The organism is Streptomyces sp. Ncost-T10-10d, assembly GCF_900091955.1.
Taxonomy (GTDB): Bacteria; Actinomycetota; Actinomycetes; order Streptomycetales; family Streptomycetaceae; genus Streptomyces.
Genome location: NZ_FMDF01000107.1, coordinates 96,843 through 113,838, shown reverse-complemented (window position 1 = coordinate 113,838; position 16,996 = coordinate 96,843). Strand labels below are relative to the sequence as shown.

The 16,996-nt window shown below is 68.6% G+C and carries 16 protein-coding genes; 2 read left to right on the top strand and 14 right to left on the bottom strand.

Translation table 11 applies throughout. The annotated features are described in order from the left end of the window. Positions 1-64 precede the first annotated feature (64 nt). Positions 65-2,218 carry an OmpL47-type beta-barrel domain-containing protein gene (locus GA0115254_RS17590; RefSeq protein WP_370740889.1) on the top strand — a complete coding sequence of 718 codons (2,154 nt, stop codon included), beginning with the start codon at positions 65-67 and terminating at the stop codon, positions 2,216-2,218. A 12-nt stretch (positions 2,219-2,230) separates the two neighbouring features. On the opposite strand, the gene GA0115254_RS17585 is transcribed toward GA0115254_RS17590, so the two are convergent. Further along, positions 2,231-3,310 carry an ABC-2 transporter permease gene (locus GA0115254_RS17585; RefSeq protein ID WP_093896243.1) on the bottom strand — a complete coding sequence of 360 codons (1,080 nt, stop codon included), beginning with the start codon at positions 3,308-3,310 and terminating at the stop codon, positions 2,231-2,233. Further along, entirely contained in the window at positions 3,307-4,317 is a 1,011-nt protein-coding gene (gene ligD / locus GA0115254_RS17580; RefSeq protein WP_093896242.1) for a non-homologous end-joining DNA ligase, read from the bottom strand. The genes GA0115254_RS17585 and ligD overlap by 4 nt, the downstream gene beginning before the upstream one ends. A gap of 98 nt (positions 4,318-4,415) precedes the next feature. Here ligD and GA0115254_RS17575 point away from each other — a divergent pair, with 98 nt between their 5' ends. Next, positions 4,416-5,483, top strand: coding sequence for an ATP-dependent DNA ligase (locus GA0115254_RS17575; protein WP_093896241.1), 1,068 nt, complete (start codon positions 4,416-4,418; stop codon positions 5,481-5,483). On the opposite strand, the gene GA0115254_RS17570 is transcribed toward GA0115254_RS17575, so the two are convergent. The 12 genes from GA0115254_RS17570 to GA0115254_RS17515 form a co-directional block, all read right to left on the bottom strand. Beyond that, a complete protein-coding gene (locus GA0115254_RS17570) occupies positions 5,466-6,692 on the bottom strand; it encodes a lytic transglycosylase domain-containing protein (protein WP_093896240.1) in 1,227 nt (408 codons plus the stop codon). The genes GA0115254_RS17575 and GA0115254_RS17570 overlap by 18 nt on opposite strands. Before the next feature lie 22 nt (positions 6,693-6,714). Continuing rightward, positions 6,715-7,455 carry a hypothetical protein gene (locus tag GA0115254_RS17565; RefSeq protein ID WP_093896239.1) on the bottom strand — a complete coding sequence of 247 codons (741 nt, stop codon included), beginning with the start codon at positions 7,453-7,455 and terminating at the stop codon, positions 6,715-6,717. 50 nt (positions 7,456-7,505) lie between these two features. After that, positions 7,506-8,036 (bottom strand): nuclear transport factor 2 family protein, encoded by a 531-nt coding sequence (locus tag GA0115254_RS17560; RefSeq protein WP_093896238.1) that lies wholly within the window; start codon positions 8,034-8,036, stop codon positions 7,506-7,508. Positions 8,037-8,102: 66 nt separating this feature from the next. Further along, positions 8,103-8,702: a hypothetical protein gene (locus GA0115254_RS17555; RefSeq protein ID WP_093896237.1), complete on the bottom strand. Its 600-nt coding sequence runs from the start codon at positions 8,700-8,702 to the stop codon at positions 8,103-8,105. 19 nt (positions 8,703-8,721) lie between these two features. Continuing rightward, entirely contained in the window at positions 8,722-9,240 is a 519-nt protein-coding gene (locus tag GA0115254_RS17550; RefSeq protein WP_093896236.1) for a hypothetical protein, read from the bottom strand. After that, positions 9,237-10,493 carry an MCE family protein gene (locus GA0115254_RS17545; protein ID WP_093896235.1) on the bottom strand — a complete coding sequence of 419 codons (1,257 nt, stop codon included), beginning with the start codon at positions 10,491-10,493 and terminating at the stop codon, positions 9,237-9,239. The genes GA0115254_RS17550 and GA0115254_RS17545 overlap by 4 nt, the downstream gene beginning before the upstream one ends. Continuing rightward, entirely contained in the window at positions 10,490-11,722 is a 1,233-nt protein-coding gene (locus GA0115254_RS17540; RefSeq protein ID WP_093896234.1) for an MCE family protein, read from the bottom strand. Before GA0115254_RS17540 ends, GA0115254_RS17545 begins: the two co-directional genes overlap by 4 nt. Beyond that, positions 11,719-12,846: an MCE family protein gene (locus tag GA0115254_RS17535; RefSeq protein WP_093896233.1), complete on the bottom strand. Its 1,128-nt coding sequence runs from the start codon at positions 12,844-12,846 to the stop codon at positions 11,719-11,721. The genes GA0115254_RS17540 and GA0115254_RS17535 overlap by 4 nt, the downstream gene beginning before the upstream one ends. A 1-nt stretch (position 12,847) precedes the next feature. Then, positions 12,848-13,867, bottom strand: coding sequence for an MCE family protein (locus GA0115254_RS17530; protein ID WP_093896232.1), 1,020 nt, complete (start codon positions 13,865-13,867; stop codon positions 12,848-12,850). Further along, positions 13,864-14,895 (bottom strand): MCE family protein, encoded by a 1,032-nt coding sequence (locus GA0115254_RS17525; protein ID WP_093896231.1) that lies wholly within the window; start codon positions 14,893-14,895, stop codon positions 13,864-13,866. Before GA0115254_RS17525 ends, GA0115254_RS17530 begins: the two co-directional genes overlap by 4 nt. Beyond that, complete coding sequence (locus tag GA0115254_RS17520) at positions 14,892-16,193, bottom strand: MCE family protein (protein WP_093896230.1); 1,302 nt, start codon at positions 16,191-16,193, stop codon at positions 14,892-14,894. The genes GA0115254_RS17525 and GA0115254_RS17520 overlap by 4 nt, the downstream gene beginning before the upstream one ends. Then, a complete protein-coding gene (locus tag GA0115254_RS17515; protein ID WP_093896229.1) occupies positions 16,190-16,993 on the bottom strand; it encodes an MlaE family ABC transporter permease in 804 nt (267 codons plus the stop codon). The genes GA0115254_RS17520 and GA0115254_RS17515 overlap by 4 nt, the downstream gene beginning before the upstream one ends. Positions 16,994-16,996: the final 3 nt, after the last annotated feature.

Sequence of the window (16,996 nt, the reverse complement as noted above, 5' to 3'; positions counted from 1 at the left end):
GATCTTCGCGCGACAGCGGTACCGGCCCGCCCGGTTGTGGCTCGCCCTGCTGGGTTCGTTCCTGATGGTGCTGGGGCTGACCTCGACGGCGGCCTACGGCCGTACGGCGGCTCCCGCCGCTGCGGCGGCCGACCAGGTCCTCACCTGGACGGCTGGCAACCCCATCGACCACTATCTGTCCGCTCCGAAGACCGCGGTGGCCGGCAAGGCGACCATCGTCTTCGAGAACAGCGCGGCGACCGGCAACACCACGGGGATGCCGCACACCCTCACCTTCAGCATCTCGGACCCGGAGTTCAACAACGACGTCACACTGAACATCCTGGCCAACCCGGCCGACGACCAGGACGGCAAGCACACCGCCGAGGTCACGCTCTCCCCCGGGCGGTACTTCTACCACTGCACCATGCCGGGGCACGAGGCGATGCAGGGCATTCTCACCGTGACGGACGGCGGCGGTACGGACACCACCGCGCCCGAGACCTCTGCGAAGGTCGACGGCGACAAGAACGCCGACGGCGCGTACATCGGTCAGGCGACGGTCACTCTCTCGGCGACCGACGACAGCTCCGGTGTCGGCACCGTCGAGTACGCGGTCGGGGCCGACGGCACCTGGCAGCCGTACACCACACCGATCGTGGTGAACGAGGTCGGGACGCACACGATCCGGTACCGCGCCACCGACAAGGCCGGCAACACGGCAGCGGAGAAGTCGGTCGACTTCGCGGTCGCCGCGCCGCCGACGGACGACAGGACGCCGCCGGAGACGTCGGCGACCGTGTCCGGTGAGAAGGACGACCAGGGACAGTACCTGGGGATGGCGACGGTCACCGTGACCGCCTCCGACACCGGGTCCGGCGTCAACACCATCGAGTACGCGATCGGGGCGGACGGCGCCTGGCAGCCGTACACCGCGCCCGTGATGGTGCACGAGACCGGCACACACCGGGTCCGCTACCGGGCCACCGACCGGGCGGGCAACACGGCGGCCGAGAAGTCGGTCGACTTCACCGTCGTCGCACCGCCGACGCAGGACAAGACGCCGCCGGAGACCTCGGCCAAGGTCGAGGGCGACAAGAACTCCGACAACGCCTACATCACCAGCGCCAAGGTGACGGTCACCGCGACCGACGCCGAATCGGGCGTGGACCGGATCGAATACTCGCTCGACGGCGGCCCGTACCTCGCGTACACCACCACCGTCATCGTCGACCGCGTCGGCTATCACACCGTCGCCCACCGGGCGACGGACAAGGCCGGCAACACCTCCGTGGCGAAGCAGGTGTCGTTCACCGTCGCAGAGAGCGGCGGCGTACCGGCACCGAACTGCCCGGAGTTCGACGAGCGGCTCACCGTCATCGTCGGCACGGTCGACACCGGGGTGCCCAACCGCATCACCGGCAACCGCTGCACGATCAATGAGCTGATCGAGGACGAGAAGGACTGGTCGTCGCACGCACTGTTCCTCAAGCATGTCGACAGCGTCCTCGACAAGCTGCTCGCCGCCGGTGTGATCGACGCCCGCGAGCACAGGAAGATCTACCGGGCGGCCAAGCAGTCGGGGATCGGCAAGCCGGGCCAGGACGAGGGCTACAAGAAGCTCTTCGACGGCACGGCGGAGTCGTTCGCCAAGTGGCAGCAGGTGGGTGGCGGCAGGTTCGGGCTCAATCCGGACGGCACGATCACCAGCTCCACCACGGTGGACGGCATGGGCATGCTCTGGTTCCCGGGCCGGCAGTACGGCGACTTCTCGCTCAAACTCCAGTGGCGCGACGACGCCCCCGGCACGGGCAACGCCAACAGCGGTGTGTTCGTCCGCTTCCCGAACGTCCACGACAACCCGGAGGAGTCACGTCCGGAGTGGGTCGCCATCAAGTACGGCCATGAGGTGCAGATCCTCGACCGTCCGGACGGCGACATGTACAAGACCGGTTCGATCTACGGCTTCGACCGGATCGGTCTGGCCGGCGCCGGGGTCACACCCAAGGGCACCTGGAACGACTACGAGATCCGGGTGGTGGACCAGCACTACTCGGTCTACCGCAACGGTGTCCTGCTGAACGAGTTCGACAACAACGGCGGCCAGGTCTTCGAGCCGCCGCGGGGCGACGACCCGGGCACCGACGGCCGGCGGTACGCCTCCGGTTACATCGGACTCCAGGTCCACAGCACCACGGACGTGGTCTCGTACCGCGACATCCGGATCAAGGAGCTGTAGCCCGGACCGGCATCAGGTGGCCGTGGCCGCATGCTGAGGCATGTGGTCACGGCCTCCCGGGTGCCGGCGGCGCCATACCCAGAACACCGTGCAGGAGACCAGCGCCCATCCGGCGAGCACCAGGTACGGGAAGACCCGCTGGTGCCCCTGGTAGTAGACGGCGGCGTGCTGGGCGTTGACCGAGGCGCCCGGGGGGAGCCAGCGGCCGATGAAGCCGAGCACCGAGGGAAGCAGCGGCCAGGACACCGCACCACCGGAGGACGGGTTTCCGAGCATCACCATCAGTCCCCAGGTGGGAAGCATGGCCCAGCGCCCGATCAGGGTGTTGAACATGGTGAAGACCATGCCCGTGGTGAACATGGTGAAGGCGAGGATCAACCACGACTGGACGAAGGGCAGGTCGACGGAGCCGAGCAGCCAGTCCACCACGGCGGCGATGGAGAACCCGCCGAGCAGGGCGTAGGCGACGGTGAACCCGATCCGCTCCAGGGGCTCCAGCGCCTTGGCGTGCACACTCAGCTGGATCGCACCGACGAACCCGACGATCACCGCGGCGAGCGAGATGTAGAAGAGAGCGAGGCCGCGCGGATCACCCCGCTGCAAGGGCTTCACGTCCGTGACCTTCACCGGCACATGGGCCGCCTCCCCCACCTTCAGCGTGGACTCGGCGAGCAGCTGGGCGACCGAGGCTCCGGACGCGCTCGCGACGTCCAGGCCGACCCCGCCGTTCTCGGACCGCAGGACGGCGAAGACCTTCTGCTCCTCCAGGGCGGTGCGGGCCTGGGCCTCGGTGATGTACTCGTGCAGCACCAGCGAGGTGTCGAGCGCGCCCTCCAGCCGGTCGAGGAAGACCTTGTCGCGCGGGGTGTCGAGGCGGCCGACCACGGCGGCCGGGATGTTGCGCGGGGTCGGATTGGCCATCGCGTACGTGTAGGAGCCCGCGAAGAGACCGGCCGCGGCCGCGATGATGAACAGGAGCACGAGGGCCGGCAGATACGGGGACGCCTTGAACGCCGCCCAACGGTCACCGCGGGCCGGGGGCCGGGCATGTTCCCCTCGCGGGGTGACGGGCTCCAGGTCGGGTGCGCTCATGCATCGCCGTCCTCGTCGCGCCGGGCCCTGCTCGGCTGGACCCGTTTCGGTTCGCCCGGCATCTTCGGGTACTCCGGCGGGTACGGCATGTCGCCGAGGCCGCGCTCCCGCTCGTCGCGGTCCGCCAGCTCCAGCAGCCCGTCGAGCCGGAAGGCGTGCTCGTCCATGTCCGCGTGCACGTCGCCCACCTCCGCGTAGCGCTTCGGCATGGTCCTGATGTCGAAGTCGCCCGGTTCGGCGTCGTCGATCTCCTCCCAGCGCAGCGGGGCGGAGACCGGGGCGTGCGGAAGAGGGCGTACGGAGTAGGCGGAGGCGATCGTGCGGTCGCGGGCGGTCTGATTGAAGTCGACGAAGATCCGCTCTCCGCGCTCCTCCTTCCACCAGGCGGTGGTCACCCGGTCCGGCATCCTGCGTTCCAGTTCGCGCCCGGCGGCGATGGCGGCGCGCCGGACCTCGGTGAAGGTCCACTGCGGCTCGGTGGGGACGAAGACATGGATGCCCCGGCCGCCGGAGGTCTTGGGCCAGCCGCGCAGACCGTGGTCGTCGAGCACGGACCGCAGCTCATGGGCAGCCCTCACCGCGTCGGCGTAGTCCGTACCGGGCTGTGGGTCGAGGTCGATGCGCAGCTCGTCCGGATGGTCGGTGTCGGTGCTCCGGACCGGCCAGGGGTGGAAGGTGAGCGTGCCGAGGTTGGCCGCCCAGATGACGGCCGCGAGCTCGGTGGGGCAGATCTCGTCGGCGGGACGGCCGCTGGGGAACGCGATCCTGGCGGTGGGAATCCAGTCGGGGAGGTTCTTCGGGGCCCGCTTCTGGTAGAAGAACTCGCCTTCGACACCGTCCACGAAGCGCTGGAGGGTGGTCGGCCGATTGCGCAGGGCGCGCGTGATGCCGGGGCCCACGGCCAGGAAGTACTCGGCCACGTCCCTCTTCGTGTAGCCCTTCTCCGGGAAGTAGACCTTGTCCGGACTGGACAGCCGTACGGCCCGGCCGCCGGCTTCCAGCTCCACCGCTTTCCCCGCTGCACCCATGACGGTCACGGTAGGCCTGGCTCACATATGCCGCATATTGGGAGACGTATGTCCACCCTTGGGCAAGAATCGGGGCCATGGATCTGCCGGTGATGCCGCCTGTGAAGCCGATGCTCGCCAAGTCCGTCTCGAAGATCCCGCCCGGTATGCAGTACGAGGCCAAGTGGGACGGCTTCCGTGCGATCGTGCACCGCGACGGCGACGAGGTGGTGATCGGCAGCCGCACCGGGAAGCCGCTCACCCGTTACTTCCCCGAACTGGTCGCCGCCGTCCGGGACAATCTGCCGCCGCGCTGTGTGATCGACGGCGAGATCGTGATCGCGTACGACGGCCGGCTGGATTTCGACCGGCTCAGCGAGCGCATCCACCCCGCCGATTCCCGGGTGCGGCTGCTCTCCGAGCAGACCCCGGCCAGCCTGGTCGCCTTCGACATCCTGGCCGTCGGTGACGATTCGCTGCTCTCCATCAGGCAGTCCGACCGGCGCGCCGTTCTGGAGGCGGCCCTGTCCGGTGCGTCGGCCCCCGTCCATCTCGCACCGGCGACCACGGACCCGGCGGTCGCCCAGGAGTGGTTCGAACGGTACGAGGGCGCGGGGCTCGACGGTGTGGTCGCCAAACCGCTCGATCTGCCGTATCGCCCCGACACCAGGGTGATGTACAAGATCAAGCATGAGCGGACCGCCGACTGTGTGGTGGCGGGGTACCGCTTCCACAAGAGCGGCCCGGTCGTCGGCTCGCTGTTGCTCGGCCTGTACGACTCCGGTGGCGTACTGCAGCACGTCGGAGTCTGTGCGGCCTTCTCGATGAAGCGGCGCGAGGAGCTGGTCACGGAGCTGGAGCCGCTGCGCATCGAATTCACCGGCCACCCGTGGGCGGCCTGGGCGGACGCCGAGGCCCATGAGCGCGCCCGGCTGCCCGGGGCGCCGAGCCGCTGGTCCGGGAAGAAGGACCAGTCATGGGTGGCGCTGCGTCCGGAACGGGTCTGCGAGGTGGCGTACGACCACATGGAGGGCGACCGTTTCCGGCACACCGCCCAGTTCCGCCGGTTTCGGCCGGACCGCACCCCGGACAGCTGCACCTACGCGCAGCTCGAAGAGGTGGTGCGGTACGACCTGGCCGAGGTGCTGTCAGCCGGCGGACGCTGAGCCCGACGGCGTGGCGCACGGGTCCTCGCTCGCTCCCGGGTCGGGCGACGGGGACTCGGTGGCTCCGGCCGAGTCGGTCGGATCGGGGGATGCGGAGTCCGTCGGGCAGCCGGGTGCCGGGGTACTGGGGTCGGGGCTCGACGTACCGGGGTCCGGGGAGGCCGGTCCGCTGTCGGTCGGATCGGGGGAGCCGCCCGGATCGGTGGGGTCCGGGGAACCGGTCGGGTCCGGGGAACCGGTCGGGTCCGGGGAACCGGTCGGCGATTCGGTGGGCTTCGGGGACGCCGATGACGAGGGGCCGGGCGAACCGCCGGGCTGCGGACCCACGATGATGCCGCCGCCGGGGGCACCGGGGCCGCCCACCGGGTGCGTCGGCTTGTTCGGTCCGCCCGCGCCGGGACTTTTCGGTACGGGTCCCTTGCCGTCGGCCACCGGATGGATGCCCTGGCGGTAGAAATCCAGCCAGGCCAGCACGGTGCGCAGATAGGTGTCCGAGTGGTTGTAGCTGAGAATGGCCCGGTCCAGATCGGCCTTCACCGACAGATTGCGCGGCCCGGCACACAGGTAGTACCCGGCGGCCAGGGCGGCGTCGTAGACGTTGCTCGGATCGCGGCGGCCGTCGCCGTTTCCGTCCTTGCCCCAATGGGCCCAGGTGGAGGGGATGAACTGCATCGGGCCGACGGCCCGGTCGTACGTCCTGTCACCGTCGTACGCGCCGCCGTCGGTGTCCGGGATGTTGGCGAAGCCCGCGCCGTTGAGCACCGGCCCGAGGATCGGGCTCAGCGTCGTGCCCTGGGCGTCGACCCGGCCCCCGCCGGCCTGGCCGGACTCGACCTTGCCGATCGCCGCGAGCAACTGCCACGGCAGGCGGCATCCGGGGTCGGTGCGGCCGAGCGCGCTCTCCGCCTTGCGGTAGGCGGCGAGCACCGTGGCAGGGATGCCCGCTTCGGCCCAGGACCGGGCGACGGCCGGGCTCTGCCCCACCCCTGCCTTGGGCGGCTTCGGCGACTGCAGCGGCGGCAGTTCGGTGTGGTAGGAGTCGTCGTTGGGCACGTGCGACCACCTGACGTCGTCGGCCTCCTGGCGCTCCTTCGCGGTCTGTTCATGGCGGACGAGTCCTGGTGCCTGGGACGCGGTGAGCGCGGCCATCGCGGCGACCGCGGCTGCCGTGCCGCCGATTCCGCGGCGCATGGTGCCGTTGAACCTCATGCGTGCTCCCCTCTCCCCCGGGTCACTGGGTGAACGTATCGATGGCGGAGATCCGCCAGGTCTCGCCGCGGCGAACAGCGTCCACGGCGAACATGGCCGCCGCGTAGGTCGTCTCGTCCGACTTGCCGGTACGGGTGTTGCTCTGGTCGGCGAAGATCAGCAGCCGGGCCCGGTCGCCGTCGAGGAGTTCCACACCGCTCTCGGTGACGGTCGTGGTGAGGACGAGCTTCTGCTTCGGCGCTTGCGCCCGTACCTCCGCGAGCATGTCCTTGTGCTGCTGAACGGCCTTGCCCACCAGGTAAGTCCGCGCCGCCTGATCGGACTTGGCGGTGGCGGCGTAGTTGTACGAGAAGACCGCACCGACCGCCTCGGAGATCTGCCCCTTCACCTCACTGGTACGGCTGATGTCGGTGAGTGCGGTGTTCCGGCGGCTCGCGTCGCCACGCAGCCCGTCGGCCGCGGTGAACGACCAGGCGGTGAAGGCACCGAGGAGGACGGTGAGTGCGCAGAGCACGGCAGGAAGCCGGATCCGGAGGCGGGGCATGGTGCGCTGCCGTTCACCCCGCGCCTCGTTCGCCGCCTCGTCCACCGTCTGCTCTGCGGCGCGGGAATCCGATGACTCCTCCAGGTCCGGCGTGACCACGGACTGCTGCTCGTCCTCGCCGGTCCGCCCTTTCCTTCGCGGTGGTGCGGTCGTGCGCTCCGCGGCGGCCACGGTCGCCAACCGGCGCTGACGGTTGACGAGGTGGCGGGTCGTCGACATGTCCGGGGTTCCTCTCGGTGATGGAATGGATCGGATGGGACCGGGTGGTTTCAGCCGGCCGTGTTCCCGACCGGCGCCTGACCGAGGGCACTGAGCTTCCACCCCTCGGACGTGCGGGTGAGCCGGCCGAGCATCCGGCTCTCCTTCACCGCGGGCTTTCCTTTCGGTGCCGTCACGGTGATCCGCAAGGCCACCATCACCGATGCCTTGCCGGTCCGGTCGTCGAGTTCGGTGACCGCACCGGACAGCACCTTGGCGGTGCTCACGGTCTTCGCCTCCTGGATCTGCTTCTCGAACCCGTTTCGTCCGTCCACGAGTTGCTGGTGCAGATCGCCAGTGGTGGAGTCCTCCCAGCTGTCCAGACCCTGGTCCAGCCTCTGATGGTCGAGCGTGTTCAGGTTCTGCACGGCCTGCTCGCCCGCCGCCAGGGCGTCGTCGCGGGTCTGCCCGTAGCCGGCCGAGTCGTCGTGCGCGGCCCCGTACCAGGACCAACCGCCCCAGGCCGCGCTGCCGGCCGCCAGGGCCGTCAGCACGATCGCCGCCACCACCAGCGGGTTCTTCGTCGTCCGTACCCGTGCCATTGCTGTCTCTCCCTTGCCGGTGGAGCTGAGCGGTGGATGTCCGATGGGCTGTGGCCGCGGCCCTGGCTATCTGGAGGTGATGTCCGTGATTCTCCAGTGCCCGTCCCGGAGTTCGGCGGTGACGGAGAGCTGGGCGGCCGCCGTGGTGGCGGGTTTGCCCCGTCGCTCGTAGACCTGGTCGAGGAAGACGAGAAGATGGGCGCCGGTGCCGGAGAGCCGGCTGACCCCGGCGCGTACGACATGCGTGGTGAGGGTCAGTTTCTGGTCCCTGGACTGCTTCTCGACCTGGCCGAACAGAGCCGCGTACTGCCGCAGCGCCTTTCCCCCGAGGAGCTCTTTCGCGGACTTCTTGGCGCCTGCGGTGTCCTGTGGTCCGTACGAGAACACCTTGCCCAGTGCACTGCTCACGTCGCCCACGACGCGGGTCGTCGCCTCGGTGTCGCTGAGCGCCAGATTGTCAGTGGCGGGAGTGTCCCTCACCTGCTGGGCACGGACGAAGAATCCGGCTCCCGTCACGACCAGGGCGACGACCAGCAGCACGACCGCGGTACGCCGCGGGCGGCGGGTGGACCCGGACTCCCCGGCCTCGTCGGGCTCGTCCCTGGTGGTCTCCGGGCTCTGCGGCTCGTCCACCTCGGCTTCGGCCTTCTCCCCGGTGCTCACCATCGCCGTCCTCCCCCGTGCCTCATGCGGCACCCACCGGAATCGCGGTGAGTGCTTTGACCTTCCAGCCGTCCGGAGTGCGGGCGAGCGTGGCCTCGAACCGTTTGCGCTCGGTGCCGGCCGCGCCGGTGCGCGGGGTGACCCGGACGTCGACGGTCGCGATCAGCTCGGCCGTACCGGCGCGTTCGTCGAGCGCGGTGAGTGCCGCGTCGGTGACGGTGCCGCGGGCCGTGCTGCCGCTCTTCTTCAGGTCGTTCGCGTCCTTGCTCCGGGTCCGCTTCAGCTGGTCGTGCAGCGGCCCCGTGGAGGCATCGAGCCACTGCCGGAGCCCCGCGTCCACGCTCGTGGCGTCCTTGCCGTTCAGACTGTTCAGCCGGGCGAGATGGTGCTTGCCCGCCGCCAGGGCCGCGTCGCGGCTCTTCGCGTACGCGAGGGTGTCGTCGCCACGCGCCTGCGTGTACGACGAGACGCCGAAGGCGCAGATCAGTAGGGCGGCGAGCACGACCGCCCAGCCCATGAGAGCCCTGGTACGGGAGTTCACTCGCCGGCCCCCAGTCCCAGCAGCCCGGCCATGCCGTTCGTGGCGGGTGATGTGTTCGCCGTGGCCCCGAGTGCACCCGGGAGCGTGCCTCCCGCGTCGGCTCCCAGGAGCATCGAGCCCGGTTTGGCGGGTTCGGGTACGGCGGGGCCCTTCGGCGCGTTGGCGCTGCCGCGTACGTTGATGCCGGTGCCGGGTGAGGAGGTGCAGCGCGTCTTGGTGTCGGCCTCGGGACCGGTCGTCGTGTCGAGACCGTTGCGATACGTCGTGCCGCCGTATCCGGCGGTGCAGGGCAGCGGTTCGAAGAAGGTGACCGACATACCGAACCGGGCACCGTCCTCGTCCACGGCGCTCGCTCCGGCCGCGGCGACCGCGGGCAGTTTCACGAGGAGTTCCTCGATGCCGCGCTGCCGGGTGACGGCAACCTCGGACGTGGTGAGGAGGTTCGCGACGACGATCCCGAAACCGGGGTCGAGATCGCGCAGCAGTCCGCTGATCTGCTCGGTCGCATCAGGCGCGGCGGCGATCAGCTTGCGGAGGTCCGTGTCGGAGCCCTTGAGCTGAGCTGCCAGCTCCTTGGCCCCTGAGGCGAATCCCTTGAGCGCTTCGCCCTGTTCGGCCTGGGTGCGCAGCACGATCTCGCCGTCGGCCATCAGCTTGGTATTGATGGGCAGTGCGTCGTCGGCCGCCTGGACGAATTCGCTGCCGGTGTCCAGGAGGACCTGGAGGTCGTCGCCGCGCCCGTCGAACGCGGTGCCGAACTCCTCGACCACGGTCCGCAGCGACTCCAGGTCGACGGAACCGGCGACGTCGTTGACACTGGTGAGGACGTTCGTCACCGGTGCCGGGACGGTGGTGTCGGCCTGGTCGATGACCGAGCCGTTCGCCAGGTAGGGCCCGTCGGTGCGGGTCGGCCGCAGATCGACGTACTGCTCGCCGACGGCGGAGAGGTTGGCGACGACGGCCTTCAGGTCGTCGGGGATGGGAGGTGCGGACTTGTCGATGCGCAGCTCGGCCTCCACACCGTCGTCGGTGAGTTCGATCGGGCCGACGCGGCCCACGGACACCCCCCGGTAGGTGACGTTGGAGTGGGTGAACAGTCCGCCGGTCCGGGTGAGTTGGACCTTGACGGTGTAGTAGTCACGCATGCCGATGTAGTGGCCGAGGTCGGCGTAGCGGACACCCAGATAGCCGAGCACCAGCACTGCGATGATCAGGAACGAGATGTTCTTCAGCCGGATGGCGAGGGTGATCATCCGTTGCTCCCCTCCGAGGCCGAAGACTTGTCCGACCGTTTGTCCGAAGGCCTCCGGGAAGGCGTTCCGGAAGGCGTGGTCGTGGTCGCTCCCTCAGTGGTGATCGAGGGAAGCGGCAGTGGCAGTCCCGAGCCGGCCGATCCGGCCGTTGCCGGCGTTCCGGTCGCCGTGTCGGCGTCCGGGTCGTAGGGCGGGATGATCTGCGTGCCAGGGGCGGCCGTCATGTCCAGGTAGACATTGAGGTAGTCGCCCTTGACACCGCGCAGCACCTCGTCCGTGAACGGGTAGGTGAGCAGCACCTGGAGGGAGTCCGGCAGGTCGTTGCCCGAGTCGGCGAGCGCCTTGAGGGTGGGGGCGATGGCCTTCAGATCGGCGATCGTGTCCGCCTTGCTCTTGTTGACGGTGTCGACGGCGACGGTGGAGAGGGTGTCGAGTGCGCGCAGCATGGTGAGGAGCGAGCCGCGCTGCTTCTCCAGGACCTTCATTCCGGGGCTGAGCCCGGTGAGGACCTTGCCCACGTCCTGTTTGCGGGTGGCGAGGGTGGTGGAGAGACGGTTGACACCGTCGAGTGCCTCGGTGATGTCCTTCTTGTGGTCGTCAAGGTTGGTGACGAGGGTGTCGACGCGGCTGAGCATGGACCGGATCTGCGGTTCCTGCCCGGCCAACGCCTTGTTGAGTTCGGTCGTGATGGTCTTGAGCTGGTTGATGCCACCGCCGTTGAGGAGCATCGACAGGGCGCCGAGGACCTCTTCGACCTCGGGGTTCCGGTTGGTGCGGGTGAGCGGGATCTTCGCACCGTCGGCGAGTGTGCCCCGGGCGGTGCCGGTCGCGGGTGGTGAGAGCTGGATGTACTTCTCGCCGAGAAGACTGGACTGTTCCAGGTGGGCGTACGCGTTGGCGGGCAGCCTGACCTTCCCGTTGACACGCATGGTCACTCTGGCCTGCCAGCTGTCCGGGGCGAGGGAGATCTTGGTGACGCGACCGACGGAGACGTCGTTGACCTTCACCGAGGACTGCGGGGCGAGGCTGAGTACGTCCGCGAAATCGGCGGTGATCTCGTACGGATGGTCTCCGAGGTCCGCGCCGCCGGGCAGCGGCAGTTGTTCGATGCCGCTGAACCGCAGCGGCTCGCAGCCCCTGACGACGAGGACGCAGCAGAGGCCGAAGGCGATCAGGGTGGCGGCGCCGGTGGTCGCGAGGGCTCCGGGTCTGCGGAGGGTACGGCTCATCGGTTCGCCCCCTTGTTCTCGTTGTTCTTCGTCGTCCGGCTGTCCTCCGGCGTGCCGTAGACGGTGCCCACGGCCGGGAGCGGCAGCGAGGGCAGGGTCTTCTGCCGTTCGGCGCTCACCGGGGAGAGGCCGTCGAGACTCACGGTGGATTCGGTGAGCGGCCCGCCCATGCTGAGCTCGTTGAGGTCGGTCCGGCCGTTGAGGGTCCGGTTCGTCGGGTCGTAGGCGTTGATGAGGTTGCCCGCGGAGAGCGGCAGTGTGTCGAGGGACTCGGCGAGCGAGGCCCTCTGGTCGACGAGGGTCTGGGTGAGCGGCACCAGGGCGTCCACGTCCTTCTTGAGTGCCCCGCGGTTGTCCTGGATGAAGGTCTTGACCTGGGCTAGTGCGGTGCCCAGCTCCTTGAGCGCGGCACCTAGGTTCTTCTTGTCGTCGGCCAGGAATCCGGTCACGGAGTTCAGCTGCTGCTCGGCGGCGCGCACATTGCCGTCGTTCTCCTTCAGCATCGTGGTGAAGGTCTGCAGGTAGGACAGTGTGCCGAAGAGATCCCCACTGCTCTTGTCGAGGGTCTTCGTGGCCTTGCCGAACTGTTCGATGGAGTCCCCGATGTCCTTGCCGTTGCCCTTGAGGTTCTTCGCCCCGGTGTCGAGGAGCCCGGCGAACGCTCCTTGCGCGTTCGCCCCATCCGGTCCGAGCGCGCCGGCGAGTTCGGTGATGGACTCGTACAACTGGTCCACCTCCACGGGCGTGGCGTTGTTCGCGGCGGGCAGTTCGGCGCCGTCTGCCAGGACCGCTCCCCCGTCGTAGGCGGGTGCGAGCTGGATGTACCGGTCGGCGACGAGGCTGGGCGCGACGACGACGGCGTGCGCCTCCTTGGGGACCTTGATTCCCTTGTCGACGCGCAGGACGACCTCGACCTCCTTGCCGCGCGGTTTCACCGATTCGACGGTGCCGACCCTCACACCGAGGATCCGGAGGTCCGATCCGGCGTAGACACCGGTGGCCTGGTCGAAGTACGCGGTGACAGTTGTCGTTCCTTCTTCGTCCAGGGACATGACCCCGGCGGTGGCCGCGACGGCCACGACGGCGAGTCCGGCGCCGATGCCGACGATGCGTGTGAGTCTCATGTCAGCTGCCGCCTTCCTGTTTGGGAGGCATACACCCGGTCGCCGGTGGTGTGTCGGCGGGCAGATAGTTCTTCGGGACGACACCGCAGACGTAGTTGTCGAACCAGCGGCCGTTGCCGAGGGTGTTGCCGACGAGCCTGTTGTACGACCCGGCGAGCGACAGCACCTTGTCGAGGCTCTTGCGGTTCTTCTGCAGGACCGCGGTGACCCGGCCGAGCGCGGTGAGCGTCGGCTTCAGCTGCTTGTTGTTGTCGGCGACGAGCCCGGTGAGCTGGGTGCCCAGATCGCGGGTGCCGGTCAGCAGCAGATGGATGGAGTCGCGGCGCGCCTGAATCTCGCCGAGGAGCAGATTGCCGTCCTCCAGGAGGGTTTCGAAGCTGCTCTTCTTGTCGGCGAGGGTCTTGGTGAGCTGTTTGCTGCCCTTGAGGAGGGTGGCGAGCTGGGCGTCGCGCTCGGAGACGGTCCTGGAGAGTGCGGACAGCCCGTTCGCGGCGCTCTTCACATCCGGTGGGGAGTCCTTGAACGTGGCGGAGATCGTTTCGAAACTCTTGGCGAGCTGTGCGGTGTCGATCTCCCCGATGGTCTCGCCGAGGCCGTTGAACGCCTGGGTGACGTCGTAGGGGGATGTGGTGCGGCTCGCCGTGATGCGTTCGTGCGGGTCCTGCGGGGCGTTGCCGAGCGGGTCGACGGCGAGGTACTTCTCGCCGAGCAGTGTCTTGATGGCGATGCCGACGGTGCTGGAGTTGCCGATCCAGGCGTCCTTGACCCGGAAGGCGACCTTCACCTTGGCGCCGTCGAGGGAGATCCCGGTGACCTCACCGACCTTCACTCCGGCGATCCGTACTTCGTCGCCGTCGGCGAGTCCGGCCGATTCGGTGAAGTCGGCGCTGTATGTGGTGCCGCCGCCGATGAAGGGCAGCGAGTCGGCGCGGTAGGCGGCGAGTCCGACGAGGGCCAGGACGAGCAGGCCGACGATGCCGACGGCGACGGGGTTGCGTTCCCGTACGGGCTTGATTCTCATGACAGGCACCTCGGCTGGGTGATCTCGATGCCGGTGGGCGGTGTGCTGCCGTCGCTGGTCGTCACACCGCTGATCCTGGCCTCGCAGAGGTAGAGGTTGAGCCATGAGCCGTACGAGGCGAGGCGGCTGATCGCCGCCATCTTGGCCGGGGTCTTCTCCAGGAAGTTCTCGATCTGCGGCGAGTTGTCCGCCAACCGGTCGGACAGGCGCCCGAGTTGCTTGATGTCGTCCTTGAGCGGCCCCCGGCCGTCGTTGAGCAGGTCCGCGGTGACGGTGGTGAGCGCTCCCATCGCGGTGACCGCCCGGCCGAGCGGTTTGCGGTCCCCGGAGAAGCCGGTGACGAGCTTCTGCAGGGTGACGACGAGGTCGTTGAAGCCGGCCTCGCGGTCGTTGACGGTCTTCAGGACCGTGTTGAGGTTCTTGATCACCTCGCCGATCACCTTGTCCTTGGCGGCGACGGTGCCGGTCAGCGAGCCGACGTGCTGCAGGATGCTGTCGACGGTGCCGCCCTCGCCCTGGAGCACCTGGACGATGGAGCCGGCGAGCTCGTTGACGTCCGGCGGGGAGAGCCCTTCGAAGAGCGGCTGGAAACCGTTGAAGAGCTGGGTGAGATCGAGTGCCGGGGTGGTGCGCGAGAGCGGAATGGTCGAGCCGGCGGTGAAGCTCTCGCCGACCGGGCCCGCCCCCTGGCCGAGGTCGATGTACCGCTGGCCGACCATGTTGAGGTACTTGATGGACGCGGTCACCGACGCCGGGAGCTTCCGGCCCTTCTGGACGCTGAAGCCGACCTCGGCGAGCCGCCTGTCGGCGACCTCGATGGATTCGACCTGCCCGACCTTGACCCCGGCGATCCGGACGCTGTCGCCGACGATCAGTCCGGTCGCGTCGGTGAACCGGGCTTTGTACGCAGCGGTGCCGCCGACGCCCGTGTTGGCGATGGACAGGGCCAGGACGGTGGTGGCCAGGACCGTGACCAGGATGAAGACGATCGATTTCGCGAGTGGCCCGGCGAGGGAGCGGCGCTTCACTTGAGCTTCACCTCCGCACCGCGGAAGGCCGGACCGATGAGCACGCTGCTCCACTCGGGCAGGGCCTGCGGCTGGACTTTCAGTGAGGGAGCCACCAGCTCGTTGACGAGCCGGCTCTCCTGCGGGGAGTTGGGCATACCGAGGGACGCATCCGCTGCCGCCACTTCTTCAGGGGCGCCGGGCGTGGAGTCCGACCAGGTGTCCCGGCCGGCCCCTGCGCGGGCATCCGCCGTCGGCACGGTGTTGCCGACGTAGGGCAGGGAGTAGCAGTGCGGCCCGCCGGTCGCGTCGTAGACCGGGGTGTCCTTACCGGCCACGTACTTCCCCTTGGAGGGCACGGTCTTCAGCGTGACGTGCAGACCGGGTTCATCGGTGCCCTTGCCGAGTGCCTTGTCCATCGCCGGGACGAACCCGGCCATGGTGCGCAGGGTGCAGGGGAACTCCGACGAGTACTTCGCGAGGGTCTCCAGCGTCGGTCTGCCTGTTGCGGAGAGCCGGATGAGGTTGTCCTTGTTCTTGCGCAGGAAGGTGGTGGCGTCCTGGGCGGAGGCGGTCGTGGACCCGTACAGGTCGGCGAGACCGGCCTGCTGTTCGGCGAGCGTGCCGCTGGTGGTGGTGAAGTCGGTGAGTGCGTCGAGGACATCCGGTGCCGCATCCGCGTACACGGTGCTCACCTTGACGAGTTCCTTGATGTCGGCGTTGAGTTCGGGCAGTTGGGGGTTGAGCTTCTTCAGGTGCGCGTCGAGCGTGACGAGGGTCTCGCCGAGCTTGTCGCCCCGCCCTTCGAGTGCCTGGGAGACAGCGGTGAGCGTGGCGGAGAGCTTCTGTGGCTGTACGGCGGTGAGCAGCGGCAGGACGTTGTCGAGGACTTGTTCCAGCTCGATGGCGTTGCTGGAGCGGTCCTGAGGGATGACGGCGCCCGCCTTCAGCGACTGCACGGAGGGAATCTCCGGCGGTACGAGTGCCACGAACCGTTCCCCGAAGAGGGTGGTGGGCAGCATCTGGGCAGTGACGTCGGCCGGGATCCGGTCGAGTTTGCCGGGTTGGATGGCGAGGGTGAGCCGGGCCCCGTCCCCATCGGCCGTGATGTTGCGGACCTGGCCGACGACGACGCCGCGCAGTTTCACATCGGCGTTGTCGTGCATCTCGTTGCCGACGGTCCCGGTCCGTACGGTCACGGTGGCGTCGTGGGTGAAGTCCTTGTTGTACACCGCGACCGACACCCATACGAGCACGGCGGGGACGAGCAGAAAGCTGACTCCGGCGAGCCGGCGGCGTACCGTCTGCATGTGCATCATCCGGCCACCTTCACGGTCGTCGTGGCGCCCCAGATGGCGAGCGAGAGGAAGAAGTCGGTGACGCTGATCAGCACGATCGCGTTGCGCACCGACCGCCCGACGGCGATACCGACCCCGGCGGGCCCGCCCTCGGCCCGGAATCCGTAGTAGCAGTGGGCGAGGATCACCATCACGCTGAAGATCAGCACCTTGAGTACCGACAGCAGTACGTCGTCCGGGGAGAGGAAGAGGTTGAAGTAGTGGTCGTACGTGCCCTCCGACTGCCCGTTGAACAGGACGGTGACGTAGCGGGACGCGACGTACGACGAGAGCAGCCCGATCGCGTACAGCGGGATGATCGCGACGACTCCCGCGATGACCCGGGTGGTGACGAGGTAGGGCATGGATCGCACGCCCATCGCTTCGAGTGCGTCCACCTCTTCGTTGATCCGCATCGCGCCGAGCTGGGCGGTGAAGCCGGCGCCGACGGTCGCGGAGAGAGCGAGTCCGGCGACGAGCGGGGCGATCTCACGGGTGTTGAAGTAGGCGGAGATGAAGCCGGTGAAGGCGGAGGTGCCGATCTGGTTGAGAGCCGCGTACCCCTGGAGACCGACGACCGTCCCCGTGAAGAGCGTCATCGCGATCATCACGCCGATGGTGCCACCGATGACACCGAGACCGCCGCTGCCGAACGCGACTTCGGCGAGGAGGCGCTGCACCTCTTTGAGGTAGCGGCGCAGAGTCCGGGGGATCCAGATCAGCGCGCGCACATAGAAGGTGAGTTGATCGCCTGAGCGATCCAGCCAGCCGAGCATGGACATCTT

Bases quoted from the DNA above. Each gene is read 5' to 3' on its own strand.
- GA0115254_RS17590 (WP_370740889.1), top strand. From the start codon at position 65: ATGGTGCTGGGGCTGACCTCGACGGCGGCCTACGGCCGTACGGCGGCT.
- GA0115254_RS17585 (WP_093896243.1), bottom strand. From the start codon at position 3,310: ATGAGCGCACCCGACCTGGAGCCCGTCACCCCGCGAGGGGAACATGCC.
- GA0115254_RS17575 (WP_093896241.1), top strand. From the start codon at position 4,416: ATGGATCTGCCGGTGATGCCGCCTGTGAAGCCGATGCTCGCCAAGTCC.
- GA0115254_RS17570 (WP_093896240.1), bottom strand. From the start codon at position 6,692: ATGAGGTTCAACGGCACCATGCGCCGCGGAATCGGCGGCACGGCAGCC.
- GA0115254_RS17565 (WP_093896239.1), bottom strand. From the start codon at position 7,455: ATGTCGACGACCCGCCACCTCGTCAACCGTCAGCGCCGGTTGGCGACC.
- GA0115254_RS17560 (WP_093896238.1), bottom strand. From the start codon at position 8,036: ATGGCACGGGTACGGACGACGAAGAACCCGCTGGTGGTGGCGGCGATC.
- GA0115254_RS17555 (WP_093896237.1), bottom strand. From the start codon at position 8,702: ATGGTGAGCACCGGGGAGAAGGCCGAAGCCGAGGTGGACGAGCCGCAG.
- GA0115254_RS17545 (WP_093896235.1), bottom strand. From the start codon at position 10,493: ATGATCACCCTCGCCATCCGGCTGAAGAACATCTCGTTCCTGATCATC.
- GA0115254_RS17540 (WP_093896234.1), bottom strand. From the start codon at position 11,722: ATGAGCCGTACCCTCCGCAGACCCGGAGCCCTCGCGACCACCGGCGCC.
- GA0115254_RS17535 (WP_093896233.1), bottom strand. From the start codon at position 12,846: ATGAGACTCACACGCATCGTCGGCATCGGCGCCGGACTCGCCGTCGTG.
- GA0115254_RS17530 (WP_093896232.1), bottom strand. From the start codon at position 13,867: ATGAGAATCAAGCCCGTACGGGAACGCAACCCCGTCGCCGTCGGCATC.
- GA0115254_RS17520 (WP_093896230.1), bottom strand. From the start codon at position 16,193: ATGATGCACATGCAGACGGTACGCCGCCGGCTCGCCGGAGTCAGCTTT.
- GA0115254_RS17515 (WP_093896229.1), bottom strand. From the start codon at position 16,993: ATGTCCATGCTCGGCTGGCTGGATCGCTCAGGCGATCAACTCACCTTC.